Below are 18,047 nucleotides of genomic sequence, written 5' to 3'. Positions count from 1 at the left end.
TGCCGGTTGCCGTGAAGGACGCGGCTAAGCTGCCGAAATGGCAGAAATCGCGCCCTCACGCCGGGTCCGCACGGTCGAAAGGCTGCGTCCGTTCGCGTCCACGATCTTCGCCGAGATGACCGCCCTGGCTGTGACGCACGACGCCGTGAACCTCGGCCAGGGCTTTCCCGACACGGACGGCCCCCGCGCGATGCTCGACGTCGCGCGCCAGGCCATCGCCGACGGTGTCAACCAGTACCCGCCCGGGCCGGGCATGCCCGAACTGCGGCGGGCGATCGCAGCGGACCGGGCCGGCCGGTACGGACTCGAACACGACCCCGACGGCGAGGTCCTCGTCACCGTCGGCGCCACCGAGGCGATCAGCGCCGCCATCCTCGGTCTCGTCGAGCCCGGTGACGAGGTGCTGCTCACCGAGCCCTACTACGACTCCTACGCCGCGTCCGTCGCACTCGCCGGGGCGACCCGCCGCACCGTTCCGCTCACTCGGGCCGGCTCGGGGTTCGTCCTTGACGTCGACGCGCTGCGCGCCGCGGTCACCGACCGCACCCGGATGCTGGTGGTCAACACCCCGCACAATCCGACGGGGACGGTCTACGACGACGACGCGCTCCGCTCGCTCGCGGAACTGGCGTGCGAACGCGACCTGCTGGTGCTGTCCGACGAGGTGTACGAGCATCTGGTGTTCGACGGCCGGCAGCACCGGCCCATCGCGTCGCTGCCCGGCATGGCCGAACGCACCGTCACCGTGTCCAGCGCCGCGAAGATGTTCAACGTCACCGGCTGGAAGATCGGGTGGGCGCTCGGCCCCCGCGAACTGATCGACGGGGTGCGCACGGCGAAACAGTTCATGTCGTTCGTCGCCGGAGCACCGTTCCAGCCCGCCGTGGCGTACGCGCTGACCCACGAGCAGGCGTGGGTCGCCGCCCAGCGCGACGATCTGCAGCGCAGGCGCGACCTGCTCTCCGCAGCGCTCACCGACGCCGGATTCGGTGTGCTGGACTCGGCCGGAACGTATTTCGTGTGCGCGGACGTCACCCCCGTCGGCGTGACGGACGGTGTCGCCTTCTGCCGAACCCTGCCCGAGCGCATCGGCGTGGCCGCGGTCCCGGTCAGCGCCTTCGTCGACGACCCCCGGCAGTGGAATCACCTGGTCCGGTTCGCCTTCTGCAAACGCGACGACGTCCTGCTGGAGGGTGTCCGGCGGCTGCGCAGCCTGCGGGAGCACGGCTGACCATGACCGCCCCCGCCACCATTCCCTCCGACTTCGTGCGCCGCTCGGTGGTGCTGGCCGATGCGAACGGGGTGGATCTGGCCCCGGCCCTGGACGCGGCACGGATCAGCCGCGCGGTGCTCGCCCACCCGCACGCGCGCCTGACCCCCGAGCAGGTCACCCGGTTCACCCAGAAGACCTGGGAACTGACCGGTGACGAACTGTTCGGACTCGGGCCTGGACCCGTACCCCGCGGCACATTCCGGGTGATGTGCCTGACGCTGATCCACTGCCGGGACCTCGCGCAGGCCCTCGAACGGATGATCCAGGTCAACCAGGTGCTGCCGACGCTGCCACGACTACGGCTCACGCCGGGCCCGCAGACGACCCGGCTCGAGGTGGTGCTGGAGTCGTGCGACGACAAGAGCCGCGTCATCATCGACTTCCTGCTCATCCTGCTGCACCGCTTCGCGGCCTGGCTCGTCGGCGGACGCGTACGGCTGGCCTCGGTCTCGGTCCCCTACGGCGAGCCCGATCCGGTGCTGGCGAAGAACTACGACGCGATCTTCGGGGTGCCGGTCACCTTCGACGCCGCCGGCGCGATACTCGAGATCGACAACGCGGCCCTGCGGTCGCCCATCGTCCAGACCGAGGAGACCCTCGAGGACTACCTGCGCGAATCACCGAACCTGATGATGTCGGAACGCGATTACGACTCCACCGCCGCGTCGCAGGTGCGGCGGATCCTCGAGTCGGGCATGGAGGGTCGCACGGCGACCGCCGAGGAGGTTGCGGAGATGCTGTCGGTGAGCGCCCCGCATCTGCGGCGTCTGCTCAGGCAGGAGGGCACCTCTCTCGGGCAGTTGCGCGAGGAGGTGCTGAGGGATACGGCGATCGCCGGGTTGCGCCGCGGCGAGGCGGTGGACGCCCTGTCGGCCCGACTCGGCTTCTCCGAGCCGAGTGCGTTCCGGCGCGCCTTCAAGCGATGGACCGGTAAGACGCCCCGCGCCTACCGGTAGGTCACCGGTTCACGCGACACAGAACTCGTTGCCCTCCGGATCGGTCATCGTGATCCACTCGTTCGGTCCCTGCCGGCCCCGGTGCAGGACGGTCGCGCCCGCCTCGGCGAGCCGTCCGGCCAGCGCCTCGCGGTCCTCCCCCGCCCGGATGTCGAAGTGCAGCCGGTTCTTCACCGTCTTGCCCTCGGGCACCAGTTGGAACAGCACGCGCGGACGCGCGGGCACCTCGGGATCGGAGATCGCGGCGCCCGCCTTCCAGACGAGGACACCCTCGAAGATCTCGGTGTCCTCCTCCCGGGCGTGCCCGGCCGCGACCAGCCCGCGGATGAAGTCCTCGTTGCTCGGCTCGACCCGCCAGCCCAGCGCCGCCGCCCACCATTTCGCCAGCGTGTGCGGGCTGCTCGAATCGACCGTCACCTGGAATCCGTAACCCATGCGGTGACGGTACGTCGGCCCTCCGACACGTCAGGGCTGCACGAGGATCCGGATCGGATTCCCGACGTGGTCGCGCAGCTTCGCAATGCCCTCGGCGATGTTCTCGAGCGGGACGACCTCGCTGACGGAGCGGGAGATGTCCAGCCGCCCGCGGGAGACGAGTGCCGCGAGCGTCTCGATGTCGACGTTCTGGTACCCGAGGTGTCCCATGACGTGCTTGCGCGAGAGGCCGAACGTGGCGGTGGGGCCCAGGCAGGCCTCCTGCCCGCTCAGCCCGACCACCACCACGCGGCCACCCGTCATGACGCACTGCAGCGCCTGGTCGAAGGTGACCTTCAGACCCGCGGAGTCGAAGGCCACGTCGAGCATCTTCCCACCCGTCGCCTCGGCGACCTTCTGGACCAGGTCCGGGTCGCGGGAATCGAACACGTGGTCGGCGCCGAGTTCGAGGGCCCGCTCCCGCACCGCGGGGTTGATGTCGAAGGCGAGGATCGGCACGGCACCGACCAGCCGGGCGAGCTGCACGATGTGGGTGCCCACCCCGCCGACTCCCCACACGCCGACGGCCTCGCCCACCGCCACCTGCCCGGTGCGCACGACCGCACCGAACGGGGTCGAGACCGCGTCGGCGAGAATCGCCGCCTGCTCGAGCGGGACGTTGTCGGGCACGCGGGTGAGACCGCCGGCCTGGGCGACGGTGTACTCGGCCCACGCCCCGTCGTACGCGAACGCCATCAGCTGAATGTTCGGGCAGTTGGTCAGGTCGCCCCGCCGGCAGAAGCGGCACTGCAGGCACGGTCGCCCCGCCGCGGGAACGACGCGGTCCCCGACCGCCCAACCCGTCACCCCGTCCCCGAGGGCGGCGATGATTCCGGCGGCCTCGTGCCCCTGGGTGACCACGGGCAGCAAGGCCGGGAAGGTCCCGTCCAGCAGGCTCAGATCCGAATGGCAGATCCCGCAGAACGCCACCTTGACGAGTACCTCGCCGGGGCCCGGCGAGGGAATCGGAACATCTTCCAGCACATTGGTTCCGGTGTCGGCGTGAAAGCGCGCGGCGCGCATCGTCCCGGTCATGGTCCCCTCATCCTGTTGTGCGGCGGCAACCAGGGGCGACCCTACTCCCGCCGCAAGCGCGAGTGCGCACGTTCGTGCCGCGGATCTCCGAGACGGGTTGCATCCGCCGACGGTGAGTGAGAGCGTCGAGGAGAACCGATATCGACTTCGAGAGGGTGATTCGCACCAATGCAGACGGCCGTCATCGACGACTACCCCACCCGGAACCGCACGAAGTGCGTGAGTGTGTCCCGGCCGGATCCGGTGGTGTGGGGATCGGCCGCGGGCCCGTTGGACGCCTCGGCCGTCGCCGAATACGACCGGCGCGGGTTCCACACCGTGGACGCGCTCCTGCCGGCGCACGACGTCGGAAATCTGCTCGACGAGACAGCGCGTCTGGGCCGGGACCTGGCCGACGACGAGCGGGTCGTGCGGGAGGCGGGAAGCGGGGACGTGCGCTCCGTGTTCGACGTGCACCGCCTCTCCGACACCGTCGCCGAGATCATCCGGCGACCGGAGATCACCGGTATCGCCCGCCAGCTCCTCGGCTCGGAGGTCTACATCCACCAGTCGAGGCTGAACGTCAAGCCGGGATTCCGTGGCGGTCCGTTCTACTGGCACTCCGACTTCGAGACCTGGCACGCCGAGGACGGGATGCCGCGTCCGCGGGCGCTGAGCATCTCGGTCGCGCTGACCGAGAACTACGGCTACAACGGCGGTTTGATGATCATGCCCGGTTCGCACCGGACCTTCGTCTCGTGCGCCGGCACCACGCCCGACGACTACTACCAGCAGTCGCTGGTCACGCACGTCCCGCCCACGGGTTCGCCCGACGAGGACACGCTGACCTCGATGGCCGCCGAGCACGGCATCGCCACGTTCACCGGTTCGGCCGGTTCGGCGACGGTGTTCGACTCGAACTGCATGCACGGCTCGAACGGCAACATCACCCCGTTCCCCCGGTCGAACCTGTTCGTGGTGTTCAACAGCGTCGAGAACACGCTCGGCGAGCCGTTCTCGGCGCCGAAGCCGCGACCGGACTACCTCGGCAGCCGCGACTTCACCCCGCTGCGCTGACCCGATCGGATGCGGGGTGCGCCCGGGACAGGCCGGGCGCACCCCGCATCGCGGGACTCATACGCGGACGGTGTCGGCCACGTCGATCGGCAGCGTGCGGGCACGCGGTGTGCGCAGCAACCGGGTGAGCGTGAACCGGCCCTGCTCCGGATCGTACGGGCGGTAGGCCAGATACACGAGCACGTGGAACACCCAGTGCGCCCGCAGAATCCGGCGAAGCACCGGATTCATCCGGCCGTGCAGTTCGAACGTGGCGGTTCCGGAGCGGATGTACTTGGTGTACTCCCGCGGCGGCGTCAGCGCACGCCGGGGAGAGATGTCGACGAACAATTCGGAGAGCTGGGCGATCTCGATGTCGGCCTCACGCAGGCACAAGGCCAGGTCGAGGTCTTCGTGGATCCCGGCATCCGTGCTGACCGCGTCGCGGACGCGCTGCCACGCCGACCGGCGCACGGCCATGTTGGCACCGTGCAGATTGTCGATTCGACGCTCACCACCGAAGAAGCCCTTGCGCACGCGCTGCTCGATATACCGGCGCTTGAGCTCCCGGTACGGCGAGTCGTAGGAGTTGTTGAGTCCACTGACGGCTCCGACGCTCTCGACGTCTGCACGCGCGAAGAAGTCGAGGATCGTGCGGGCCCATCCGGGGCGGACCCGCGTGTCGGCGTCGATCCTGCCGAGAAGATCTCCTGTCGCCGAGTCGAATCCGGCGTTTCGAGCGAATGCGACACCGGGACGGGACTCGGAGATCCGGCGGACGATCGGAGACCGCTCGGCGATCGCGTCGACGATCTCGCCCGTCCGGTCCGTCGAGTTGTTGTCCACCACCACGATTTCGTGGATGTCCGCCTCCTGCTCCAGCAGGGCCGCCAGGCACGGACCGATGTACTGCTCCTCGTTGTACGCCGGCACGACCACCGACAGCGTGTGCTGATGCATGCCTCCGACGCTACCTCGACCGTCCGCGCGCCGCGGAGCGCCGAAGGCAGGGACCGTGGTCTCGGAGCGCCGAAGGCAGGGACCGTGGTCTCGGAGCGCCGAAGGCAGGGACCGTGGTCTCGGAGCGCCGAAGGCAGGGACCGTGGCGGGACACCCCGGCACGGTTCCCCGCTCCGACCTCAGGAGCGACGGCGGCGCACGGCGTCGGCCAGCCGGTCGAGCTGGACGGACGTGGTCGCCCAGTCGAGGCACGCATCGGTGATGGACTTGCCGTAGTCGAGTTCGTCCGCCCGGCCGAGCGTCAGGTCCTGCCGGCCTGCCTCGAGGAAGCTCTCCAGCATGACGCCGACGATGCCCCGCTCGCCGGCCTCGAGCCGCTCCGCGATGTCGGTGACGACGTCGACCTGCTTCTCGTGGTTCTTGCTGCTGTTGCCGTGGCTGGCGTCGATCACGACGCGCTCGGGCAGACCGGCCTTGCGCAGGCGGGCCATCGTGTCCGCGACGGTCTCGGCATCGTAGTTCGGGCCCGCGGAGCCGCCACGCAGGATGACGTGGCAGTCCGGATTGCCGACCGTCTCGATGAGGGCGGCCTGCCCGTCGAGGTCGGTGCCGGGGAACACGTGGCTCGCGGCGGCGGCTCGGGTACCGTCGACGGCCACCTGCACGTCGCCCTCGGTGGAGTTCTTGATGCCCACCGGCATGGACAGGGCGCTGCACAGCTGCCGGTGCACCTGGCTGGCCGCGGTGCGGGCACCGATCGCGCCGTAGGTGACCAGATCCGCGTAGTACTGCGGCAGGATCGGATCGAGGAACTCGCACCCGACGGGCAGACCGAGGCCGGAGACGTCGAGCAGCAGCTTGCGGCCGATGCGCAGTCCGGTGTTGATGTCGTAGGTGCCGTCGAGGTGCGGGTCGTTGAGCAGGCCCTTCCACCCGAGGGTGGTGCGCGGCTTCTCGAAGTACACCCGCATCACCACGTGCAGGTCGTCACGCAGCTCTTCGGCCTTCGCGGCGAGACGTCGCGCGTAGTCCATCGCGGCGGCGGGGTCGTGCACCGAGCACGGCCCGACCACGACGAGCAGCCGGTCGTCGGTGCCGTCGAGGATCGCCACGGTGTCGGCGCGGCCCGAGCGCACGGTCGCGGCAGCGACCTCGTCGGGGGCGTGCTCGCCGCGGACGACGGCCGGCGCGACGAGCGGGCTGATCCGCACGGTCCGCTGTTCGTCGAGATTCGCGGTGGAGATGGAGGTGCTGGTGGTCATCGGGGTTCGGTTCCTGTTCCCGGGCCGACCCTGGCTGAACCTTCGGTGATTCCAGCGAGCCGGTCCGTGTCCGGCTCGTAGGTGGAAGAGGTCAGCGCGCGGTTACGCCGACCGACCCACCCCGGGCCGGCCTGCTAAACCAGAAATATGCGCGCTGCATGCGGACCACCGTAACAGGCCGCCCTCCCCCGCGCCACGGCACCCCCGTGCGCGGTTCCGGTAGCGGGGGCTACCAGAAACGCGCACGGGTATGGGGGCGGGTTCGCAGGCTGCCCCGGATTCCACGCATGACTTACTGTGCGACAACGTCTTTCACCGCATTTCCGGCGCACGCCGATCGGGTCCGGCGGCCGACCGCGGAACGTGGCCGGAATCCGGACGGGGGACGGCACCACGACAATGCTCGACCGTCGGGCCGCTTCGGGGTGTGGAAACCCGCGAACCGGGGCACCCTTGGAGAGTCTGTCCCGCGAAGCGACGAGCACGGAGGTGCCATGCCAGACCTGGACGGCGGAACTGCCGCCCCATCCCTGGGCGTCAACCCGCCCAGAGCGAGTTCACCCGACGAGCACGCCCGGGGGACAGGACCGGAACACACCGCCGACGGCCACCTGGTCGAGGCCCAGTCCGAGGACTTCTCCCACGCCAGAAATCTCGCGGTGGATCCGGACTGGTTCAAGACCGCGGTGTTCTACGAGGTCCTGGTGCGCGCGTTCAACGACTCGAACCACGACGGGACGGGTGATCTGCGCGGGCTGACGGAGAAGCTCGACTACATCGCGTGGCTGGGCGCCGACTGCATCTGGCTGCCCCCGTTCTACGACTCCCCGCTACGCGACGGCGGGTACGACATCCGGGACTTCCGGGCGGTGCTGCCGGAGTTCGGCACGGTCGACGACTTCGTCCTGTTCCTCGACGAGGCGCACAAGCGCGGCATCCGGGTCATCACCGATCTGGTCATGAACCACACGTCGGACACGCACGCGTGGTTCCAGGAGTCGCGGACGGACCCGGAGGGTCCGTACGGCGACTTCTACGTGTGGTCCGACACCGACGAGCGTTACCAGGATGCGCGCATCATCTTCGTCGACACCGAGTCGTCGAACTGGACGTGGGATCCGGTACGCAAGCAGTACTACTGGCACCGCTTCTTCTCGCATCAGCCGGACCTGAACTACGACAATCCCGAGGTGCAGGACGCGATGATCGACGTCCTGCGGTTCTGGCTCGATCTGGGAATCGACGGGTTCCGGCTCGATGCAGTGCCCTATCTGTTCGAGCGCGAAGGCACCAACTGCGAGAACCTGCCCGAGACGCACGCGTTCCTGAAGAAGTGCCGTGCGGTGATCGACGCGGAGTACCCGGGCCGCGTGCTGCTCGCCGAGGCGAACCAGTGGCCCAGCGACGTGGTGGAGTACTTCGGCGAACCGGAGGTCGGCGACGAGTGCCACATGGCCTTCCACTTCCCGCTCATGCCGCGCATCTTCATGGCGGTCCGTCGCCAGAACCGGTTCCCGATCTCCGAGATCCTCGCCCAGACACCGCCGATTCCGAGCAGTGCGCAGTGGGGCATCTTCCTGCGCAACCACGACGAGCTGACCCTCGAGATGGTCACGGACGAAGAGCGTGACTACATGTACGCCGAGTACGTGACCGACCCCCGGATGCGGGCCAACATCGGCATCCGCCGCCGGCTGGCGCCACTGCTCGAGAACGACCGCAACCAGCTCGAACTGTTCACGGCTCTGCTGTTGAGCCTGCCCGGCTCACCGGTGCTCTACTACGGCGACGAGATCGGGATGGGCGACAACATCTGGCTCGGTGACCGCGACGCGGTGCGCACGCCGATGCAGTGGACCCCGGACCGCAACGCGGGCTTCTCGCGGGCGGATCCGGCCCGGTTGTACCTGCCGACGATCATGGACCCGACCTACGGCTACCAGTCCGTGAACGTCGAGCGGCAGATGAACTCGACGAACACCCTGCTGCACTGGACGCGGCGGATGATCCAGGTCCGCAAGCAGCATCCGGCGTTCGGCAAGGCCGCGTTCACCGAACTCGGCAGCGCCAACCCGGCCGTCCTGTCGTACCTGCGGGAGATGCCGCTCGGACCGGACCGCAACTACAGCGACGTCATCCTGTGCGTGAACAATCTGTCCCGGTATCCGCAGGCCGTCATCCTGGACCTGTCGCGCTTCGCGGGGTGGATTCCGGTGGAGCTCACCGGTTCCGTCCCGTTCCCACCGATCACGGAGGAGGGGTACATGGTCACCCTGCCCGGTCACGGCTTCTACTGGTTTGCGCTACAGCCGGATCCGACGAAGGAAGGCGTCGGCGAACATCCGGTGAGCAGCGAGGCCGAGGCGGCGGTTCAGCCATGACGGACCCACAGCTGCAGCACTACTCCGACGCGGAGCTCGAGACCCTGCTGGCCGAGTGGCTCCCCCACCAGCGCTGGTTCGCCGCCAAGGGCCGGACCGTCGCCGCGGTCCGGATCATGCTGCGAGAACACCTCACCGACACGCCCGCGTTCGGGGCGGACCACCTGCTGGTGACCGTCGAGTTCGAATCCGGCGACGAGCAGCTCTACCAGGTGCCGCTCGGCTACCGCACGCACCTGCCCGACGAGCTGGCGCACTGGGCGCTGCCGCGGCCCGACGGCAGCGGCGACGACCGCACCCACGCCTACGACGGTCTGCGCGACCAGGAGATCATCGACCTGTACGCGCACTCGATCGCCACCGGCCAGGTGTACGGCCCGGTCGAGCTGCACACCGTGCCCGGCACGGTCATCGAGGAGGGACTGCGGGGACGGGCGCTCAGCGCCGAGCAGTCCAACACTTCCGTCGTGCTCGGCGAGCAGCTGCTGCTCAAGCTGTTCCGCCGGATCACTCCGGGGGTCAACCCCGATGTGGAACTGCATCTCGCCCTCGGGGAGGCAGGCTGCCGGTCGGTGGCCCCGGTGCGGGCGTGGATCGACGCCGAGATCGGCGGGGTGCGCACGACCCTGGCGATGGTGCAGGACTTCGCGGCCAACTCCGCCGACGGCTGGTCGATGGCACTGGGCAGTGTGCGGGACCTGCTGCTCGAGGCGGACCTGCGGGCGGACGAGGTGGGCACGGATTTCGCGGGTGAATCGCAGCGGATGGGCGCGGCGGTGGCCGAGGTGCACGCGCTGCTGGCGCAGTCCCTCGGGACGTCCCAGCGGGACGTGGGCGACATCGTCGACGGGATGCTGCGCCGCCTGGAGGCCGCCGGCGCCGTCGTACCCGAACTGGCGGAGGTCGCCCCGGCGGTGCGGGCGCGGTTCGCGGAGGCTGCGGCCACCGGCACGACGACGGCCCAGCGGGTCCACGGCGACCTGCACCTCGGGCAGGTGCTCCGCACCCCGGAACACTGGCTGCTCATCGATTTCGAGGGCGAGCCCGCCAAGTCTCTCGACGAACGCCGGGAACCGGACAGCGCCCTGCGCGATGTCGCAGGGATGCTCCGCTCGTTCGACTATGCGGCCCACCACTCCCTGCACGATGCGGCGTCCGAGGCCGCTGCCGCGCAACGCGAGTTCCGGGCGCAGGAGTGGGCACAGCGCAACTCCGCGGCGTTCTGTGACGGTTACGCGAGCGAGTCCGGCGTGGATCCGCGCGAGTTCGCCGCGCTGCTGCGCGCGTACGAGCTGGACAAGGCCGTGTACGAGGTCGTGTACGAGGCTCGTCATCGTCCTCAGTGGATCCGTCTGCCCCTGAACGCGATTCGCCGGATGACCCAGGCCGACTGACGCGGCCCGGAAGCGTGCGGGCGGTGACCGGATTCCGGTCACCGCCCGCACGTCGCGCGCCGGTGTCTAGCCCACCGAGAGCTCGAGCTCGTCGTCGCCCACATCGACGCGGACTTGACCGCCCTCGACGAGCACGTCGTCGAGCAGCAGATCGGCGATGCGGTCGTCCACCGCGCGCTGGATGGACCGGCGCAGCGGCCGCGCTCCGAACTCGGGCTGGTGCCCGTGCTCGGCGATCCAGTCGACGGCGGCCTCGGTGAACTCGACCTCGATGCCCTTGGCCTGCAGACGCTTACGGCTGTCGTTCAGCAGCAGATCGGTGATCCGGTGCAGCTGCTCGGTGTCGAGCTTGCGGAAGATCACGATCTCGTCGATGCGGTTGAGGAACTCGGGGCGCATCGACTCGCGCAGTCGGCCCATCACCCGGTCCCGCAGCGGCTTCTCGGCCGCCTCGGCATCCCCGGTGCTGAAGCCCAGCGCCCCGCCTCGGCTCGAGATGATGTCCGAGCCGAGGTTGCTGGTCATGATCACCACCGTGTTGGTGAAGTCGACCGTGCGTCCCTGACCGTCGGTGAGCCGGCCGTCGTCGAGCACCTGCAGCAGGGTGTTGAACACATCGGGGTGCGCCTTCTCGATCTCGTCGAGCAGCACCACCGAGTACGGGTTGCGCCGCACCTGCTCGGTGAGCTGGCCTGCCTCGCCGTAGCCGACGTAGCCGGGGGGCGCTCCGACGAGACGGCTGACGGTGTGCCGCTCGCCGAACTCGCTCATGTCCACCCGCAGCATCTTGCGCTCGTCGCCGAACAGCACCTCCGCGAGCGCCTTCGCCAGTTCGGTCTTCCCGACGCCGGTGGGTCCGAGGAACAGGAAGCTGCCGACCGGCCGGTGCGGGTCGCTCATGCCGGCGCGGCTGCGCCGCACGGCCCGGGCTACGGCCCGGACGGCCTCGTCCTGCCCGACGACCCGCCGGTGCAGTTCGTCCTCGAGGCCGCGCAGCCGCTCCTTCTCGACCTGGGTCATCCGCGTCGCGGGGATGCCGGTGGCCCGGGAGACGACCTCGGCGATCAGTTCGGCGGTCACCTCGGGCACCTCGGTATCGGCGGGCGCCCCGGCGTCGAGACGGGCCTGCACTTCGGTGATCTGGTCGCGCAGTCGCGAGGCCTGCTCGTAGCGTTCCTCCGCGACGGCACGGTCCTTCTCGGCCTCGAGCCGGGACAGCTGCTCGCGCAGCGCCGTCTCGTCGACGCGCGGGCTGCGCAGCCGCAGCCGGGCACCGGCCTGGTCGATCAGGTCGATCGCCTTGTCCGGCAGGTGCCGGTCCGGCAGGTACCGCACCGACAGGTCGACGGCGGCGTCGAGCGCGTCGTCGGTGTACCGCACGCCGTGGTGTTCGGCGTAGCAGTCCCGGAGACCGCGCAGGATCGCGACCGCGTCGTCGTGGCCGGGTTCGCCGACGGTGACGGGCTGGAAGCGCCGCTCGAGCGCCGGATCCTTCTCGATGTGCTTGCGGTACTCGTCGAGCGTGGTGGCACCGACGATGTGCAGTTCCCCGCGAGCGAGCTTGGGCTTGAGGATGTTTCCGGCGTCCATCGCGCCTTCGTTGCCGCCGCCGGCACCGACGACGGTGTGGATCTCGTCGACGAAGACGATCAGCTCGTCCGAGTGCGCGGTGATCTCGTCGAGCACCTTGGTCAGGCGCTCCTCGAAGTCGCCGCGGTACCGGGTTCCGGCGACCATGCCGGTCAGGTCGAGCTGCACGATCCGCTTGCCGCGCAGGCTGTCCGGGACGTCGCCGTCGACGACGCGCTGGGCCAGGCCCTCGACGATCGCGGTCTTGCCGACCCCGGCCTCGCCGACCAGAACCGGGTTGTTCTTGGTGCGGCGGGAGAGGATCTCCACGGTCTGCTCGATTTCGTCGGCACGGCCGATGACGGGGTCGATGCCACCGCCACGGGCCCGCTCGGTCAGGTCGACACCGAACTTGTCCAGCGTGGGGGTGGCGGACTGTTCCTGCCCCGCTTCCGTCGCCGCACCGGGCTGCAGCGCGGCCTGGAGCGACTGCGCGGTGATCCCGGCCGAGACGAGCAGGCCCCCGACCCCGTGCTCCTGGTCGGCGGCGAGAGCCACGAACAGGTGCTGCGGTTCGATGTAGGTCGCGCCGAGGGCGCGGGTGAGCTGGTGCGCCTCGAGCAGCACCGTCTTGATCGCCCCGGTGAGGGCGGGAGCGGTGACTGCGCTGCGGCTCTGTTCCTGCGGGAGGCGCTGTTCCACCGCGGCCAGGACCTCGGCGGGGTCGGCTCCGGCGCGGGTCATGACGGACCGGACCGGGTCCTGCTCCGCCATCACGTGCAGGACGTGGAGGGCGTCGAGGTCCGTGTCACCGCGTTCGGCGGCGAATCGGGCCGCAGCGGCCATGAGTTCCTGGGTGCCACGGCTCAGGTAGCGGGTGATGTCGATACGCCCAGGGCCACCGGGCCCGAAGAATGCCGGCATTCCGAAGCCTTTCTCTCGGACTTGAGTCTTTCTCACTCAACTAACGTGGCGGGCCGTCTGTCAATTCCAACCGTGAAGTGATGTGCGTCACGGTAGGCTCCCGCCGATTTCGATTGTGCACAACATAGCGGTGCGCTACTTTATTTCTCGTGTCCGATGATCTCGCGCTCGACCGGCAGGTCTGCTTCGCGCTCTACTCCGCCTCCCGGGCCACCACGGCCGCCTACCGCGGCATGCTCGACCGGCTCGGGGTCACCTATCCGCAGTACCTCGTCATGCTGGCGCTGTGGGAACGCGACAGTCGCGGGGTGCGCGAGCTGTGCGACGCCCTCCACCTCGACACCGGCACCCTCTCGCCGCTCCTCAAGCGGCTCGAGGCCGCCGGTCTCGTCGAACGCCGCCGGCAGAGCACGGACGAGCGCCGCGTGCGCATCCACCTCACCGACGCCGGGAGCGCGCTGCGCTCACAGGCAGAGGACATTCCGGCGCAGCTGGCCTGCGCCATCGGTCTCGACCCCGGCGAACTCGCCGGCCTGCGCGACACGCTCCACCGCCTGACCGCCGCCCTGCACGGCATCACCGACGACACACCCGACCGGGACAACTGACCCGCCCCACCGACAGGAGAAACACATGCACGTGCTCTACACCGCCGAAGCCCTCGCCACCGGGGAGGGCCGCAACGGCCGCGCCCGCACCTCCGACGGCAAGGTCGACGTGAACCTGTCGGTCCCCACCGAGATGGGTGGCGACGGCAAGGGCACCAACCCCGAGCAGCTCTTCGCCGCCGGGTACGCTGCCTGCTTCCACTCGGCGCTGCAGCTCGTCGCCCGGCAGGACGAGGCCGACGTCGCCGACTCGGCGGTCGGAGCACGCGTGGGCATCGGCCGTACCGACGGCGGCGGCTTCGGTCTGAAGGTCACCCTCGAGGTGTCCCTCCCCCACGTGCCGCGCGCACAGGCCCTCGAACTGACCGAGAAGGCCCATCAGGTGTGCCCGTACTCGAACGCCACCCGCGGCAACGTCGAGGTGGAGCTCGAGGTCACCGAGGACTGACACGAGCGCGGCCCGCCGGCGGGCACGCGTAGCGTGGAGTGCGTGTGCAGGCAGGACGGGCCGCGGCTCGCGCAGTTCACCGCGGGACTCGGATTCACCCTCGACGACTTCCAGGTCCGCGCCTGCCGCGCCCTCGACGAGGATCGGGACGTGCTCGTGTGCGCCCCCACCGGAGCCGGCAAGACGGTCGTCGGCGAGTTCGCCGTCCACCTCGCGCTCGCCGCGGGCGGCAAGTGCTTCTACACCACCCCGATCAAGGCCCTGAGCAACCAGAAGTACGCCGATCTGGTCGCGCGGCTCGGGGACGAGCAGGTGGGGCTGCTCACGGGCGACGTCTCCATCGACCCGCACGCACCCGTCGTGGTGATGACCACCGAGGTACTGCGCAGCATGCTGCACGGCCGCTCGCCCCTGCTCGACGGGCTCACCCACGTCGTGATGGACGAGGTGCACTACCTCGCCGACCGCGAACGCGGGGCGGTGTGGGAGGAGGCCATCCTCTACCTCCCCGCCCCCGTGCGGCTGGTGAGCCTGTCGGCGACGGTCAGCAACGCCGAGGAGTTCGGCGCGTGGCTGGGCCTCGTCCGCGGGGCGACCACCGTCGTCGTCGAGGAGACCCGACCGGTACCGCTGCACCAGCACGTGCTCGCCGGCGGGCGGCTGTTCGACCTGTTCTCCCCCACCACCGGGGCGGTCGACGAGAATCTCGTGCGGTACGTCGCGCATCGCCAGCTCGTCGACGCCGCCCCCGCGGTGTCGTCCCGACGCCGGCGTCGCCGCTCGGCCACGCCCGGACCGGCCGGCGTCGACCGGCCCGAACTCGTGGCGCGGCTCGAAGCCGAATCGCTGCTGCCGGCGATCTGGTTCCGCTTCAGCCGCAGCGGCTGCGACGAGGCCGTCGCCGAATGCCTGCGTTCGTCGCTGCGGCTCACCGAGGCCGCCGACGTCACCCGCATCCGCCGCATCGTCGACCGGCACACGGCCGGGGTCTCCCCCGCCGACCTCGATGCGCTCGGATTCGCCGACTGGCTCGACGGGCTCGAACGCGGCTTCGCCGCCCACCATGCGGGCATGGTGCCGGTCTTCCGGCATGCCGTGGAGGAACTGTTCGGCCTCGGCCTCGTCCGGATCGTCTTCGCCACGGAGACCCTCGCCGTGGGCGTCAACATGCCGGCCCGGACCGTCGTGCTCGAACGCCTCGTCAAGCACACTGCCGCGGGACCGGTCCGGCTCACCGCCGGGGAGTACACCCAATTGACGGGACGGGCCGGCCGTCGCGGCGTCGATCGGGAGGGGCACGCGGTCGTGTTGTGGAGCCCCGAGGTGCAGCCGGCCACCGTCGCGGGACTCGCCTCCACCCGCACCTATCCGCTCAACAGCTCCCTGCGGGTGGGTTACAACACCGCCGTCAACCTCGTCGACAGGCTCGGTGTCGCCGGAGCCCGGGACCTGCTGGGGCGATCCTTCGCCCAGTTCCAGGCGGAGCATTCGGTGGCCGCGCTCGCCTCCGCCGCGACGACGAACGCCGCGACGCTGCGTCTGCTCGACGACGAACTCGGGGACGCCGAGGGTTTCGCCGAGTACCAGCAGTTGCGGGAACGGTTGGCCGTCGCGCGCACCACCGGGACCGCCGACGCGGTGACCGCGCTTGCGCGGGCCGTGCGTTCGCACCCCGGTCACCGGTACCCCGATCGGGAACGCCTGATCGCCGTCGCCGAACGCCGGCGGGCACTGGCCGCCGACACCGATGTGCTGCGCGGACAGGTCGCGGCCGCCACCGGCCGGCTGGTGGGCACGTTCGACCGGGTCCTCGGACTGCTCGACGAACGCGGATACCTGCTGTCCGATCCGTATTCCGGCGAGGCAGTGGTCACCGACCACGGCCGGATTCTGGGCCGGATCTATTGCGGCAGCGACCTTCTCGTTGCCGAGTGCCTGCGGACCGGCGTGTGGGCGGGCCTCGACCCGGCGGAGCTGGCCGCCGTCGTGTCGAGCGTGCTCGGCGAATCGCGCCGTCCGGCTCCCGGCGGTGGGGCCCTCACGGCCGGCGTCGACGCCGCCTACCGTGCGACGGTCCGGCTGTGGCGGGAGGTGTCGGACGCCGAGCGCCGGCACGGCCTGCCCGCGAGCCCCGAACCGGACCCGGTGGCAATGCGGGCGATCCAGCGGTGGGCCCGGGGCGACGGGGTGTCCACGGCGCTGCGCGAGGCAGCGGAGGCGGATCTGTCGGCCGGCGATCTCGTCCGTCGTTATCTGCGCACCCTGGACCTGCTCGGGCAGATCGGCAGGGGCGGGCACCCTGTCGAGCCGGCCGGCTTCACCGCGGCCGGGTACCCACAGCGCTCTCCAGTTCGCTGAGCGCACCCTCGAGGAGTCCGACCAGCCCGTCGAGGGCGGGCACGGCATGACGGTCGCCGACCACCCCGAGATCGAGCCGGCCGTCGTACCCCGTGAGGGTGATGCTCAGCGCCTGACCGTTCAGCACCGCAGGCACGGGGTAGATGCCGGTCATCCGGGCACCGTTCCAGTAGCGGATGCGCGAAGGGCCGGGCAGGTACGAGATCAGCACGTTGAACGGCGGCGGGATCTCGTCGACGAACCGCCGCACCGGCTCGAGCGCGAGCGGGCTCAGCGACAGCGCGCTGAGCATCAGAAACTGGGTGCCGCTGAGCGCGGTGACCACCCGGTCGGCGTGGACGAGCGAGTCGGCGATCCGGGCGAGCCGCACCGCAGGATCGGGTTCGACGGTGGCCAGGCCGATCACCATCGCTCCCACGCCGGGTTCACGACCGCCGGGGCCGACCGCGGCCCCACCGAGGTTCATCGGCACCGGAAGCATCGCGGTCAGCGGTGACTCCGGGAGCGCGTACCGCTCGGACAAATAGGCGCGCAAGCCGCCGGCGCACATCGTGAGCACGACGGCGTCGATCGTGGTGCCGGCCGCCGTCGCAACCGCGTGGAGCCGTTCGATGGGCCAGGAACGCGCCGCAAAGGTCCGGCCCCGGCCCACCGCGACGTTGAAGATCGTGGGCGGTGTCTGCCAGGGCAGCGCCACCCGGTGCCGGCGCACGCCGTCCGTGACGAGCCTGCCGATCTCCGGGGTCATCGCGAATACTTCCGTGCCCGCGCGCAATCCGGCGCGCAGCCACGACGTGGGCAGTGCAGACAGCCGAGCCCGGGGGGCGACCACCTCCGGACTCCACGGCGCAGGACAGTCGCGGGCCTCGGGGTCGGTGGACATGCTCCGGTGCAGCAGGCGCAGGCCGGCCGGACCGTCGGCGAGGGACAGGTGGATCTTCGCGTACATCGCGGTGCGCCCGTCGTCGAGTCCTTCGATGACGTACACCTCCCACATCGGGCGGAGCGGGTCGAGCGGGGACCCGTGGAGCCGGGAGACGAGGGCCAGCAGGTCGCTCATCGAACCCGAGCCGGGAACGGCGGTGTGGCGCACGTGGAATCCCAGGTCGACGTCCTCGGGACGCGACCACAACGGGTAGCCGGCCCCGCGCAGGGTCCGGACCGGGCGCCGCCGCAGCGGGTCCGCCACCTCGTCGTGGGTGAGCAGGTCCTCGTACATGCGGCGGGCATGATCGTCCCCGGCGTCCGGCGGGGGTTCGAACAAGACGAGAGCCCCGAGGTGCAGTGGACGCGACGGAGTTTCGAGCAGCACGAACAGCGCCTCGGGAAGGCTCATCACCTGCATGCCCCCATCGTGGTACCGAAACGTC

14 protein-coding genes are annotated in these 18,047 nt (G+C 70.2%); 8 read left to right on the top strand and 6 right to left on the bottom strand.

What is annotated here, in order from left to right; genetic code table 11:
- The first annotated feature begins 37 nt into the window (after positions 1–37).
- Positions 38–1,231 carry a pyridoxal phosphate-dependent aminotransferase gene (locus tag AC2IPW_RS05355; RefSeq protein WP_289380873.1) on the top strand — a complete coding sequence of 398 codons (1,194 nt, stop codon included), beginning with the start codon at positions 38–40 and terminating at the stop codon, positions 1,229–1,231.
- Between the two features lie 2 nt (positions 1,232–1,233).
- Positions 1,234–2,229: an AraC family transcriptional regulator gene (locus AC2IPW_RS05350; RefSeq protein ID WP_486376438.1), complete on the top strand. Its 996-nt coding sequence runs from the start codon at positions 1,234–1,236 to the stop codon at positions 2,227–2,229.
- A 9-nt stretch (positions 2,230–2,238) separates the two neighbouring features.
- Here the strand turns inward: AC2IPW_RS05350 and AC2IPW_RS05345 are convergent, their stop codons facing one another.
- Positions 2,239–2,664, bottom strand: coding sequence for a VOC family protein (locus AC2IPW_RS05345; RefSeq protein WP_003936440.1), 426 nt, complete (start codon positions 2,662–2,664; stop codon positions 2,239–2,241).
- Between the two features lie 30 nt (positions 2,665–2,694).
- Positions 2,695–3,738, bottom strand: a complete 1,044-nt coding sequence (locus AC2IPW_RS05340) for a zinc-binding dehydrogenase (protein ID WP_003936441.1) — start codon at positions 3,736–3,738, stop codon at positions 2,695–2,697.
- Between the two features lie 168 nt (positions 3,739–3,906).
- Here AC2IPW_RS05340 and thpD point away from each other — a divergent pair, with 168 nt between their 5' ends.
- On the top strand, positions 3,907–4,794 hold the full coding sequence (gene thpD / locus AC2IPW_RS05335) for an ectoine hydroxylase (protein ID WP_486376437.1): 888 nt from the start codon (positions 3,907–3,909) through the stop codon (positions 4,792–4,794).
- A gap of 57 nt (positions 4,795–4,851) precedes the next feature.
- Here the strand turns inward: thpD and AC2IPW_RS05330 are convergent, their stop codons facing one another.
- Together AC2IPW_RS05330 and AC2IPW_RS05325 are read right to left on the bottom strand one after the other, a co-directional pair.
- Positions 4,852–5,733, bottom strand: a complete 882-nt coding sequence (locus AC2IPW_RS05330; RefSeq protein WP_486376436.1) for a glycosyltransferase family 2 protein — start codon at positions 5,731–5,733, stop codon at positions 4,852–4,854.
- Between the two features lie 179 nt (positions 5,734–5,912).
- A complete protein-coding gene (locus AC2IPW_RS05325) occupies positions 5,913–6,995 on the bottom strand; it encodes a 3-deoxy-7-phosphoheptulonate synthase (protein ID WP_486376435.1) in 1,083 nt (360 codons plus the stop codon).
- 659 nt (positions 6,996–7,654) lie between these two features.
- On the opposite strand from AC2IPW_RS05325, the gene treS reads away from it, so the two are divergent.
- Both treS and AC2IPW_RS05315 read left to right on the top strand, forming a co-directional pair.
- Positions 7,655–9,376, top strand: coding sequence for a maltose alpha-D-glucosyltransferase (gene treS / locus AC2IPW_RS05320; protein WP_003936445.1), 1,722 nt, complete (start codon positions 7,655–7,657; stop codon positions 9,374–9,376).
- Positions 9,373–10,770, top strand: a complete 1,398-nt coding sequence (locus tag AC2IPW_RS05315) for a maltokinase N-terminal cap-like domain-containing protein (protein ID WP_371382892.1) — start codon at positions 9,373–9,375, stop codon at positions 10,768–10,770. Before treS ends, AC2IPW_RS05315 begins: the two co-directional genes overlap by 4 nt.
- A gap of 66 nt (positions 10,771–10,836) precedes the next feature.
- Here the strand turns inward: AC2IPW_RS05315 and AC2IPW_RS05310 are convergent, their stop codons facing one another.
- Complete coding sequence (locus AC2IPW_RS05310; protein WP_486376434.1) at positions 10,837–13,263, bottom strand: ATP-dependent Clp protease ATP-binding subunit; 2,427 nt, start codon at positions 13,261–13,263, stop codon at positions 10,837–10,839.
- 149 nt (positions 13,264–13,412) lie between these two features.
- Between AC2IPW_RS05310 and AC2IPW_RS05305 the strand changes: the two genes are divergently transcribed.
- The 3 genes from AC2IPW_RS05305 to AC2IPW_RS05295 are packed head-to-tail and all read left to right on the top strand — an operon-like array spanning position 13,413 to position 16,677.
- On the top strand, positions 13,413–13,871 hold the full coding sequence (locus AC2IPW_RS05305; protein WP_289378150.1) for a MarR family winged helix-turn-helix transcriptional regulator: 459 nt from the start codon (positions 13,413–13,415) through the stop codon (positions 13,869–13,871).
- A 25-nt stretch (positions 13,872–13,896) separates the two neighbouring features.
- Complete coding sequence (locus tag AC2IPW_RS05300; protein ID WP_003936449.1) at positions 13,897–14,319, top strand: organic hydroperoxide resistance protein; 423 nt, start codon at positions 13,897–13,899, stop codon at positions 14,317–14,319.
- A 42-nt stretch (positions 14,320–14,361) separates the two neighbouring features.
- On the top strand, positions 14,362–16,677 hold the full coding sequence (locus AC2IPW_RS05295) for a DEAD/DEAH box helicase (RefSeq protein ID WP_371382897.1): 2,316 nt from the start codon (positions 14,362–14,364) through the stop codon (positions 16,675–16,677).
- Here the strand turns inward: AC2IPW_RS05295 and AC2IPW_RS05290 are convergent.
- Positions 16,637–18,022, bottom strand: coding sequence for a wax ester/triacylglycerol synthase family O-acyltransferase (locus tag AC2IPW_RS05290; protein WP_003936451.1), 1,386 nt, complete (start codon positions 18,020–18,022; stop codon positions 16,637–16,639). The genes AC2IPW_RS05295 and AC2IPW_RS05290 overlap by 41 nt on opposite strands.
- Between the last annotated feature and the right edge of the window lie 25 nt (positions 18,023–18,047).

This window comes from Rhodococcus sp. NS-SX18, assembly GCF_057367935.1.
The sequence above is the reverse complement of the archived record's forward strand: the minus strand, read 5'-3'. Positions and strand labels throughout refer to the sequence as shown.